The organism is Mesorhizobium sp. dw_380, from assembly GCF_018588885.1.
Taxonomy (GTDB): Bacteria; Pseudomonadota; Alphaproteobacteria; order Rhizobiales; family Rhizobiaceae; genus Mesorhizobium.
The window spans coordinates 1-10,881 of the sequence record NZ_JAFFIW010000074.1 but is presented as its reverse complement, the minus strand read 5'-3'; the positions used below and the strand labels follow the sequence as shown (position 1 = coordinate 10,881).

At 60.6% G+C, this 10,881-nt stretch carries 11 protein-coding genes and 2 pseudogenes; 9 read left to right on the top strand and 4 right to left on the bottom strand.

Annotated elements, in window-relative coordinates:
- Window positions 1-1,506 precede the first annotated feature (1,506 nt).
- Window positions 1,507-2,025 (top strand): low affinity iron permease family protein, encoded by a 519-nt coding sequence (locus JT360_RS32080; RefSeq protein ID WP_214477270.1) that lies wholly within the window; start codon window positions 1,507-1,509, stop codon window positions 2,023-2,025.
- Between the two features lie 114 nt (window positions 2,026-2,139).
- The gene (locus tag JT360_RS32075) at window positions 2,140-3,156 is read left to right on the top strand and encodes an autotransporter outer membrane beta-barrel domain-containing protein (protein WP_352128926.1); all 1,017 of its coding nucleotides are present in this window, start codon (window positions 2,140-2,142) and stop codon (window positions 3,154-3,156) included.
- 1,154 nt (window positions 3,157-4,310) lie between these two features.
- On the opposite strand, the gene JT360_RS32070 is transcribed toward JT360_RS32075, so the two are convergent.
- The gene (locus tag JT360_RS32070; RefSeq protein WP_214477268.1) at window positions 4,311-5,000 is read right to left on the bottom strand and encodes a PIG-L deacetylase family protein; all 690 of its coding nucleotides are present in this window, start codon (window positions 4,998-5,000) and stop codon (window positions 4,311-4,313) included.
- A 17-nt stretch (window positions 5,001-5,017) separates the two neighbouring features.
- Between JT360_RS32070 and JT360_RS32065 the strand changes: the two are divergent.
- The 5 genes and pseudogenes from JT360_RS32065 to JT360_RS32045 form a co-directional block, all read left to right on the top strand.
- Window positions 5,018-5,338, top strand: a pseudogene (locus JT360_RS32065) (DMT family transporter); the annotation flags it as partial.
- A gap of 974 nt (window positions 5,339-6,312) precedes the next feature.
- Complete coding sequence (locus tag JT360_RS32060; RefSeq protein ID WP_214477266.1) at window positions 6,313-6,477, top strand: hypothetical protein; 165 nt, start codon at window positions 6,313-6,315, stop codon at window positions 6,475-6,477.
- Window positions 6,478-6,889: 412 nt separating this feature from the next.
- Window positions 6,890-7,339 carry a hypothetical protein gene (locus JT360_RS32055; protein WP_214477264.1) on the top strand — a complete coding sequence of 150 codons (450 nt, stop codon included), beginning with the start codon at window positions 6,890-6,892 and terminating at the stop codon, window positions 7,337-7,339.
- A gap of 124 nt (window positions 7,340-7,463) precedes the next feature.
- Window positions 7,464-7,643, top strand: a complete 180-nt coding sequence (locus tag JT360_RS32050; protein WP_214477262.1) for a hypothetical protein — start codon at window positions 7,464-7,466, stop codon at window positions 7,641-7,643.
- An 856-nt stretch (window positions 7,644-8,499) separates the two neighbouring features.
- Entirely contained in the window at window positions 8,500-8,730 is a 231-nt protein-coding gene (locus JT360_RS32045) for a type IV toxin-antitoxin system AbiEi family antitoxin domain-containing protein (RefSeq protein WP_214477260.1), read from the top strand.
- A 177-nt stretch (window positions 8,731-8,907) separates the two neighbouring features.
- Here the strand turns inward: JT360_RS32045 and JT360_RS32040 are convergent.
- Together JT360_RS32040 and JT360_RS32035 are read right to left on the bottom strand one after the other, a co-directional pair.
- Window positions 8,908-9,212 (bottom strand): annotated as a pseudogene (locus JT360_RS32040) (alpha/beta fold hydrolase); the annotation flags it as partial.
- 53 nt (window positions 9,213-9,265) lie between these two features.
- A complete protein-coding gene (locus tag JT360_RS32035; RefSeq protein ID WP_214477258.1) occupies window positions 9,266-9,475 on the bottom strand; it encodes a DUF6894 family protein in 210 nt (69 codons plus the stop codon).
- 159 nt (window positions 9,476-9,634) lie between these two features.
- Here JT360_RS32035 and JT360_RS32030 point away from each other — a divergent pair, with 159 nt between their 5' ends.
- Window positions 9,635-10,354 (top strand): Crp/Fnr family transcriptional regulator, encoded by a 720-nt coding sequence (locus JT360_RS32030; RefSeq protein ID WP_214477256.1) that lies wholly within the window; start codon window positions 9,635-9,637, stop codon window positions 10,352-10,354.
- On the opposite strand, the gene JT360_RS32025 is transcribed toward JT360_RS32030, so the two are convergent.
- Window positions 10,329-10,607 (bottom strand): DUF982 domain-containing protein, encoded by a 279-nt coding sequence (locus tag JT360_RS32025; RefSeq protein WP_352128921.1) that lies wholly within the window; start codon window positions 10,605-10,607, stop codon window positions 10,329-10,331. The genes JT360_RS32030 and JT360_RS32025 overlap by 26 nt on opposite strands.
- 3 nt (window positions 10,608-10,610) lie before the next feature.
- On the opposite strand from JT360_RS32025, the gene JT360_RS32020 reads away from it, so the two are divergent.
- A partial coding sequence (locus JT360_RS32020; RefSeq protein ID WP_214477254.1) for a hypothetical protein occupies window positions 10,611-10,881 on the top strand: 271 nt, incomplete at its 3' end.

Here is a 10,881-nt window from a genome sequence, read left to right as displayed (position 1 = left end):
CGTCCAGCCATTCACAAGCCCGTCGGTCGCCGAACGGAGCCAGAGCTGTTGACGTCGAAAACAAATAAGCCGCTACGCCATGTTCTCCTTTTGTGCTCGGCGCATAAAAGGGCAGACCGGAATTTGTTGTGGCGTCCGGAATATCTGGCGTTCCACGGAGTTTACCAGTCCGGAATTATGGATTGCTCGTGTGTGGCCTGCCCCCAACCCACCATTGGATGAGAAATGTCGCGACGTGGCAGACCACGACCTCGCCAACGACGGAGGTGTTCGGCTGCGCCAACATAGAGGCGAACTTTCGACCAAATCGTCGATACGACGCTGACTGCAGATCGTGGGCAGCACGATGGCCAGAGGCGCGACCGCCGCGCTGGAAAGGCCTTACTTCTTCTACGCCTGCTTCATTTCCGTCATGAGTGGCCGGAAGGCGCCACGCCGCCAAAGAGGCCCGGCAATGTCGGCATGGTGTTGAACCTCATCAAGGGAATGATCGCGAGAGAGACTGGCAAGTGCCGTCAGCGTCGAGGGACGGTCGGATCTGGCAACGTTGGTTGATCGCGCTTCGCTTCAGCGATAGCGAGACGCGAGTTCGGCCCCGCGACCGGCATCGAACAGGGCGCGATTTGCGTCCGCGACGGCGGAGAGCTTGTCCCTTTCCTCCAATGCCGGGATGCAAATCGTGTCTCCCTGCCGGAGGCTGGCCAAGGATGCCTTGACGACATCCGCCGGATCCATCACTGGTACATTGGCCTGAGGACCGGCTTGCCATCGATGTCATGGCATTCTGTCCTGACGATCGCAGGACAAGGTGCCTGTACGCGAACACCTGTGCCCTGGAGTTCAGCCGCGACAAGGGCCTTCACGAGGAAGGCCAGTGCTTGCCCTCGTACCGGGCATGCACACCGGCGCGTCTGGAACCTTGGCCTGTGCGGAAAGTTATTCAGCGTCCTCAACGGAGAGTCATGACCATGGCGCGTCCCGATGCTGATCCCAAAGCCGCTAAGCGGCCCTCAACAAAACAAGCAACACCGTCCCCGGCACCGCAGAAGACCTCGGGGGCCGGCCCATCGATCGCCGAGCACTCTAAGGACGCCAAGGCCCCGAAGGGGGGCAGGCAGCCTGGGGCGTACGTGAAAGATAGAAGTCCATGAACGTCGCCAACCTTCAGTTGAGCCGATCGCCTGCACTCCTCGCGCACCGCATCCAACCTCCGTACCAGCGGCCGACAGCTCGCGAGGAGTGTCCTGGTCGACGCCGAAAGTGGCGGCGTGCAAGAGTCCGCCCTACGCCTTCGCCGTGGCGCAGGTCCGCTCATTTTGGCGCCACGGGCTTGCCGGAACCGTCTGGCACTGGAGGAGTTATCGCATGGAACCAACAAAGAAGGTCCTCGACTTGGCAACGTCCACGGTCAGGCCAAGTTCAGAGGCCCAGGTCCGCATGGTGCGCTGAAGCGGCTTAGGAAGGCCTTCCCGCCTATCCGGCGCCTTGATGATCGTCAGGGTTCCCATGCAAGAGGGCTTATTGGAACGATCGTTCACCAGAATGGCCGGGGCCGTCGCCCGCGCCACCGGAAGACCTTGGGCTTTCGCCCTCTGCGTCGCCTCCGTTATCCTGTGGGCCGCCCTGGGGCCTAGGTTTCAGTACTCCGAGACGTGGCAGCTCATTATCAACACCGGCACTACGATCATCACCTTCCTCATGGTATTCCTGATTCAAAACATACAGAATCGGGATGGAGCGGCCATACAGGCCAAACTTGACGAACTGATCAGGGCGGGCCGCGGAAAGAATGATTTCATCGGAATCGAGCATCTCACCGAGGCCGAAGTCGAGGAAATGCGCGCCCTTTGTCTCCGCGCTGCCAAAAGGAACCAGAAAACAGAGACCCGAGCAACGGCGGGCAACGGAAGAAACGGACATCGCCACGCACCTCATGCCGGCCCCCCACGTAAGTCCGCAAGCGCCACACCAAAGGGTGCAGCTACCCGGTCATCCTCGGTTGCTGACCGGCGATCAGCTCTCTGAAGAGGCGAACAACTTCTTCCGGTTCGGCCGGCTTCATCACTGTCACACCAAGTGAGAATGCCTCGTCGCTATCCTTGACGCCGAGGCCGGATTTCGGCGAGCGGCAACATCGACGTGACCGCCAACGGCTCGCTCGACGCCCGCTTCGGCATCGACGCTGAGAACTTCGGCTCTGGCTCGACCACGGTCACCACGGTCGGCCCGGTCACCGTGACCAACGGCAACGGCATCTTCGCGCTGGCGACCGACGGCAATGTCACGGTGAACGCGGGCGATGTCACCTCCACCAGCAACACCGCCATCATCGCCCAGCAGACCAAGGTAGCTGGCGCTGGCGGCTCCTGGGGCAAGACCGACAGCGACGGCAATGCCGCCGCCTTCGACCGCTCGACCGGCGGCCTGCTGGCCGGCGCCGACACGCTGGTCGGCGGCTGGCGCGTCGGTGTTCTCGGCGGCTACAGCCATTCCTCTTTTAACGCTGACGATCGCAACTCATCAGGCAAGGCCGACAATTACCATCTCGGCCTCTATGGCGGCACCAATTGGGGTGCCATCGCTTTCCGCAGCGGCGCCGCCTACAGTTGGAGCAGCCTGTCGACACATCGCTCCGTCGCCTTCAACGGGTTCACCGATGGATTGTCGGCCGACTACGATGCCGGCACCGCGCAAGTGTTCGGCGAACTCGCCTACAAGGCCGAGACCAGCAGCACCTTCAAGTTCGAGCCATTCGCCAACCTTGCCTATGTCAGCGTGCACACCGACGGCTTCACCGAAACCGGTGGTGCCGCAGCGCTGACCAGCGCCGGCTCGACCACCGATGCCACCTTCACCACGCTCGGCCTGCGCGGCTCGACCGACTTTGCACTCGGCGGCATCAACGCCACCGCGCGCGGCATGCTCGGCTGGCGCCATGCCTTCGGCGACGTCACGCCGACCTCCAGTTTCGCCTTTGCTGGCGGCGATCAATTCACCATCGCCGGTGTGCCGATCGCAAGGGACAGCGCCCTGGTCGAGGCCGGCTTCGACCTGTCGCTTGCCTCCAACGCCACGCTCGGCTTGTCCTATTCAGGGCAGTTCGGCGGCGGCAGCGTCGACAATGGCGCCAAGGTCGACCTCAGCGTGAAGTTCTGACGACTCCGCGTTTCTGACGGAACAATCCTACCTGATACTCTGTCTGCTCACGCGCCGAGTAGTTGCTCGCAAAATACTTCAGCCAACGATCGAGGTGTCGTTCGTCAGGCAATGCGCACCCGATATTCGTACGCCTCTGTGCTGCCACGCTGGCCGCGCTCGATGCCCTCGACGCCGGCTATTGGGGCTAACGTTGTCCGGCGATCGCAGAGGTGGCGGCGCAACTGGCTCTATGTCGTGCCGGTGTTCGCATTCCCGAAGCGTTCGCCGTGCCATCGAGGCATTGATGGATGTGGACGATAGGCGGGCAAAATCAGGTAGTTATGGAAGATCGTGTGCAAACCGCACACGAATGTTCTCCTTCTCTTCCATTTTTGTTCTCCCGAAAGAGCCTCCGAGAACGCTTTATATGCACCGACGGCATTGACCGCTCCCTCGCAGATGTTCACCAGCATATCCCATCAGCCACTATGGGGTTTGGTCGCATTACCTATCGGTTGGCCGGAGTTGTAGAAATACCGCTCCACGAAATGCTCCGAGGTCATGTGCAGTGGTCGATGTGCTGTCGGCTATTTACAGTCAGCAAATCCGGTCTGGCTCAGTTCTGGGAACTATCCTCGGACTATCTGTCCTGGCTCCGTCGCCGAAAGCTTTGACTTCTTCCGTAAGCTCCGGCCCCGCCAATTCTGCCGTGCCGACGCCGAAGATTGCCTTAGGGTGGTATTCGACGTTCAGTTCCTGCAACTTGGCGGCATGTTCTCTACGAAGGCGAGACAAAACGAGAAGAGCTGCCTCAAGCCGCCAGTCGCGGGACCAAATGTAAACAGCTTCCCGTCTTCAACCACGAACCGCCCTCGACGACGTCGCAGCCGACCCCAACGAGGACCGGGCGTCTGATCTGCGTGCCAGCTTGATCCCGCCCTCCCATGGGTTGCCGACGCCTGAGCGGTTGGCATAGCGCTTTTGGTTGGGTCGAAATAATAGCCCGCGTCGCCATTGGCATAGGCTTCGAGGATCGCGAGGAAATCGTCCTAATTTGCGAAACGCGCCCGGATGACGGTTTCAAAACCCTCTTCCCCCCTCCTCAGGGGCCTAAACATGGCGTCGCCGAAACGGGTTATTGAAATTGTTGGGAAATGACCGCCGGCAGTCGCTCAGCCAGCCTCGCTCGTGTTCGGCGCTACCGGCCGCAGAGGCGGCGGAGGCGGCAACAAGGCGCGTATGTCAGCGAAGGGGAATGTCGGCTCGAAGCGGAAGGCCTCGGCCAGTGAACCGGGGAGGCCGTTGCATTGGCCGGCACGGAATTCGTTCTGGATGCGGGCCCTGTCGACATATTGCTCCGGCCGCTGCGACCGGTGCGCGCGGATCGCCTGGGTTTTGATATCCCGGTGGGCGGAGATGTCGACGTAGTGCGTTGGTGAAAACCCGGTGCCGCCCATCGTGTCGGCATACAGCACGGGAACCCCGAAAGAGGCCGCAATACGCACGCCGTCCGACAGCGCGCGATGATCGGCATGATAGTCGTTGGGCGCGTGCGTGATCACCAGGTTCGGTCGGGTCTCGCGTATCAGCGTTTTCAGCGCGCCGATCAGCGCGGCGTCGGCCATCAGTTCGCCGTCGGGAAAGTCGAGGAAGCGCGGCGTCGCGCCAAGCAGCGCGGCCGCCGCCGTCGCTTCCTCGCGGCGGAGACGAGCGAGGACCGCGGGGTCGCTCTTGCCGCCCCTGGCACCATCCGTGGCCACGGCAAAAGTGAGTTCTGCGCCTTGCGCCGCATAGGCGACCATCGTACCGAACATGAAGATCTCGATGTCGTCCGGATGCGCACCGAGCGCCAGTATTTTCACGCTACTCTCTCTCCGGAATGAAAAAACCGAACGGAGTTCTGCTCGCCCTGATCGCCTACGCAAGCTATTCGGGCAGCGACGCGGTTATCAAGAGCCTTGGCGGGCAGTTCACCGTCTTCGAGATCGACTTCTTCGCGACCTTGTTTGCCGGCTTCTTCCTGTTTTTTACCCGCCCGGCGGGCGAGCGCTGGCGCGATTTCTGGCGTATGAAGCGGCCATGGGCCGTGCAGGCCCGCGCCTGGCCAGCATAGCCTCGGGCGTGCTCAGCGTCTACGCCTTCACCACCATTCCCTTGGCCGAAGTCAACGCTGATCTTCCTGGCGCCTTTGCTGGTAACCAGTGATCCGCAATAGGAGCAAGTGCGGTCCCCGCCGCATCTCCCAATGATCAAAGGTGTCAGCCATGAAGGTCGGGACACCGTTGGCGCGGCTTCCGCATTTGAATTGCTCGCTCACGGCGCGCCTTCCTCATTGCTCCGCCGGGCCATCAGAAGCCCCTCAGCACTGCGCCAATCTCTTTTGCCGACACGATCAAGGTTTCCATGCGACAAGATACTTGCGGATGATCGAGCATGTCGTCCTTCGTTGCGATGAAGGGGATAGCAGCGGCGGCAGCTTGTCATCGCTATTGCGGGAAGCGCGGCTGCTTATTCGATCTACCCAGCCGTAGGGGATGGAAAAGCCCCGGCGCTTGGGTCTGCACCGGGGCTCAGGCCATGCACGAGCTACACCACCATGTCCGAACGTCAGCCTGCGCTAATATCGTAAATGAATGGTGAATTAGGCCTGCCGCATCGACGTGCACCCAAGTCCTCGGCTAGTGGACTCAGGCTGCCGTTGGCCGCTTCTACCTATCGGGTGATAGGGGGTATGTTCCAAGGACGAACAGCGGGCGCTAGTCCCAGTTTTGCTGCGTGGTGTCGCCGCTGCCAGTGACTTCGCCCGCAGACTGCTCGCGCCTTCTATCGCTCATTTTGATCGCGGTGACGGAAACATTCCACGGAGCTAAGATGTTCCTGAGCCCAGTGAGACTTCATGCCTTGAGTCCCCGTCCTGGTGAGAGTGAAGCGATGAGTCCTACTGACCCACCAGTTGATGCAATCAGCACGCATATGGACGTGAAGCGAGGAACGGTCGGGAACTTTGGCACCGGGTCCCACCCGAAGCTCCGCAAAAGACTTCACCGTTAGCCGTTTGCCAAAGGGGAACCTGCCGGGCGCAGGGTCGTTGATTGTTGTCGGAGCCGAGGCTCAAGGCATCACACCGCACATCGAGAACGATCACGGACAAGCTGCAACGGAGCTGAAAAAACCATGACGGCCAGAAAGGACAAGACCAAGAGCAAAGATAAGAAAGCACAGCGTTTGGCCGAGACCACCGACGTGTCGCCGCGGCAGGCGAAGGAGCTCATGAAAACGCACGGCACGGACAGTCCCAAGGTGGAGAAGGAAGCCAAGAACTTCAAAGCCGAAGGATAGGCAGGCGGACGAGCAGACTTTCCAACGTCCACGTCCATACAAGCAGCCAGCACTGTGGCTCCCGCCCGGTACTCAGGCGCAAAGGGTCAGCCGGAGGCTATCGTGCGGTGGTGCGATGGCGCAGGAATGAACGCCTTGGCGTGCAAATTTATTGGACCTCGTTGCAGGATTCCCAGGTAAGCCATTAGGCTTAATTGTGGGTTGATCATCGCTGGACGTGCCCCGAGTACCAGCACTGGCCGTCGCGGGCTGTCTCACCCCAACGCTTATGTATGATTTCTAATGCTACCATGGTAGCGCAAACTCAACGGCTCCGCTAACGCAACGTACGCCGATAGCGCGCGTTCTACTGAATAGGAGGGCCATAACCGATCTGACGGGTGGCTATTGCGCAAAATCGGAGGCAACTAGGATGTCTAAGTTCAAAGAGGCCCTTGAGCGCGGGAAGGAAGCTCGCCGTCAGCAGGAGGAGCCCGTCGGGAATGTGGAGGCGGCGGAGCGAGAAGCACCCATGGCGGACTTCAGCGAGGAAGCAAAGGCTTGGCTTAACGACATCGTGATAGCATCATTGGAGGCGGCCAAGGCTGACGTGGCGGGTGAGGTGACTATCGACATCGACACCGCGCCACGCCGGCACGTCAAAGCCTCAACACCAACTGTTCGCTTCCAAATCTACAGGAAGCGAGAATCGGAGAAGGCGCCTACAAGAACCTTCACGGTCAGCGTTGGGATTAGCGGGGCGGTGTCGGTGTCTTCGCCGGGGATCGTGACTAAAGATGTGGGAGACATAGGGGATAGGTCCGACTTACGGTTCCGCACCTTAATAGCGGAACTGATCGAGGACGTTGCCAAGGGCACATAGCAAGGCTGTGCAAACCGGCACCTGAGGGAAACGAATGGGGCAGGGGGTTCGCGCGAGCCGGTTATCCGATGTCCCGCTCAGAGATTACTAGCAAACATTCTGACTTGCCCTAAATAGCCGCCCCATGCCCCAGCGTTATGACATAAAGAAGACCCCTGAAGGCACGTGGGATATCGTCGACGTATTCACCGGGCTGCCGGTGATGGAAGTGGGCGTCCCTTTGATCGACATGCCTATCGAGGAGGCCGACGATCTGGTCGACCTTCTAAACTGTCGCGACCGGGAACAGCGGGGTGATACTTAGGCTCTCGCCACGACAATTCATCAACCAATCCGACAGCCAATTCGACACGGTCTCGAACATCTGATTGTTTTCGTTCACGCGGAGGATGATGATTGGATGTCGTTAGCGGCCTTTGAGAGTGCATCGCACGACAATCCATAGCGTCGGCTCAGGTCTTACGGCGAAACAGGTGGCTGTCGTACTCCTCCAAAGTGCGGTTCGTGGCAACATCGTTTCGGTCAAAGCGGCATGAATCAAACCCGGGAAGCTGCACCACATTCGCTGGAAACAGATGAAAAGCTAACCGAGGCTATCGTGACCGTTGCGATCGCTTTGGGCTTCCATTGCCTTCGATCTCCGCGAATAGCTAAGGCACCATTGGTTCAACTCTCCAGTCTACGTCAGAGCTGACCGCTCTGACGTCCGCTTCGGGTCAGCCACGTCGAGGTGCGGCCGACCGAGCCGCCGACAGCCCTTTTCGGACGGCTCTTCTTCCGACGATATTGACCGCTTCAGAAATAGAAGCCGCTGAACGAGGGAGTAGAAACAGCGGATATGCCTGGATGGAAATCGGATCGACTGCCAACAAAGTGCGCAAGGTCAGTCGACCGGGCCAGCCGGAAATGAGGAGGGCGATGTCCGGCACCATCCCCTCCACGCGTTCGTGCTTTGGTTCGACGTGGGAGTCGACGAATTGGAATTAGGCGATCGAATTAAAGGCTTTCCAGACGCTCGTCGCAGCTATAGGGACTATGGAGCGCAGGCGGCCACATGCGGGGTTCGCAGTTTGATGTGACACTGGCTCCCCGGGCCGGACGAAGCTGCGAACTATGAGCTGCCGATCCCTTTCAAACCTGCGCCGCAGCTCTCCACCAAGGTGCGTAAGCGTGATCGCGAGCGCGCCGAGCGCATCCAATTGACCGGCGGTCCAAAACCTTCCCTCAGGCAACGGGCGGTCGCGCTCGCCCGAGAGCGAGGGGTGGTGCGAACGCGCGACCTCACGAACATCGGCATTCCCCGTCGCTACCTAACCCGCATGTGCAACGAGGGCCTGCTGATCAAGGTCGGCTATGGGATTTACCGCGCCGCAGATCACCAGGCGGCATGATCAGGTCACGTTGGCTATCGAGCGGAGCGGCAGATGGCCGGGCATGGGGCGACCGGTTTGAGTTGCAGAGGCCGCCGGATCACCGAACCGACTAGGTCGAGCAGTTGATTTAAGGCGGTAGCGGGAGACCGCTACATGAAGGCGGCGTGCGCTTACGAAGGTGGTCTCGATTGACTAGGCGATACGCCTGCCGCGATCATGGCCGGCGACCAGGAAGCGCTTGAAGCCAAACGTCTCCATCAGCACCACAAAGTCGGCGGCCATGACGCGCTTGGCATAGGGCGCATGATCGGCGGTCGAAGGCGGACAGGAGCTTTGCCCCCATAATCCCGCAAATCGGCGCAGACGACGGTGAAATCCCGCGCCAGGCTGGGCGCCACGTCGCGCCACATCAGATGCGTCTGCGGAAAGCCGTGCAGCAAAAGCAGACCGGGCCCGTTGCCGGCGCGGCGGGCGAAGATTCTTGCTGCGCCGGTGTCGATCTTGCTGGCGTCCGGAAAGTGCCGACCGCCTCTGCTCCAGGCGGAATCCAGTGTCAACGACGCCTCGAAGATCTGGTCACGTTTTCGTCCAGAACCTTCACTGTGATCGTCAGATGCCTGCCACCCGGCATTTCGTCGCGGGCGACGTCGTGCAGGATGCGCAGCGCTTCCATGCCGGCGCGCTCGCGATTGGCAAAGCGCTGGCCTTGCGCATCCCTCTGGGTATGTTCGCTGTTGTAGAGGTCGAAATAGAAACGTTCCATCGGCACCCCGGCAATTCCGACGTTCAATTCGCCAGCGCGATCATGGTTCCAAGCGGCTGACCCCGAGGGAAAATCTGCTCTGCGCCGGCTCTTGCGTCACAGGCTGCCTGCAACCAGCCTCGGTCTGCTGCGTTAGCGATTGCGAATGGAGGACGCCGGATGCTGGAATCGCTTTATCTCAACCTCGGCCAGCATGACGCCCTTTCGGACGAGGAGAAGGCCCTTCTCACCACCACCTTATCGATCGAGAAATATGTCGGCGTCGGCGAGGACATCGTTTCGGAGGGAACCAGGCCGACTTACAGCACACTGATCATCGACGGGCTTGCCGCCCGCTATAAAGTGCTAGAGGACGGCGGGCGCCAGTTCACCTCGCTGCAGGTCGCGGGCGATTTCGTCGACCTGCATGCCTTCCTGCTCAAAACCATGGACCACGGCATCGTCGCGCTGTCGCCCTGCCACGTGGCCGCGGCCGAGCATGGCAAGCTCAAGATGATTACTGAACAGGCGCCGCATCTCACCCGGCTTTTGTGGCTAGACACGCTGGTCGACGGCGCCATCCATCGCGAGTGGATCGTGGCCATGGGCCGCCGCTCCAAGACGTCCCATCTGGCACATCTGATCTGTGAGCTGTTCGTCAGGCTGCAGGTGGTCAAGAAGACCCGCGACATGAGCTTCCATCTGCCGCTCTCGCAGGCCCAGCTCGCCGATGTGCTCGGCCTTTCCGTGGTTCACGTGAACCGGGTGATCGGCACGCTGCGCCGCATGAACGTGATCAATTGGACAAGCCATATGATCACGATCCTCGACTGGGAGCGGCTGGTAGAGATCGCAGAGTTCGATCCGACTTACCTCAGCATGACGCGCGAGCCGAGATAGGAATCCAGCCGGGCGGCATCTTGGAGCGCGACCACAGCTGGTCCAGCGTGGTGAGCGCGGCGCTGGGCCGGGTAGATTTCAAGAGGCCTTGTTGCGCGGCGACCTTCTTAAACGCGGCAAAGGCGATCGCCGGCCGGCAGGTGCCCGTTATCGTGTCGTCCACCAGCCGGACCGCTTCGAGATAGGCCGGCGCCTCCTTGTTCTTCCAGGTGCCGTCGAGCGCCTTCTTGGCCTCGGCGATCGTGGTGACCACCTGGTGCCGCTGCCGACGAAACGGATGGTGAGCGGTAAAAAACGGCTCATCGGTCTTTCACCATCCGAAGCGCCAGGCCAGGCCGGCAAAGGGCGCGGCCGTATCAATGGCGATGGCGAGAACGAAAGTGGGCTGTTCATGCGCAAGGATTTCATAGTGCATCATAAGATTGGAATGGCCCTAAACGATGATTTTGCCAGTCGGTTGCCTCCGGCCGGGCCGGTCCGAGACTATAAGTCTGAGGCTACATATTGCTCGCGGGCCGGGCCGGCGG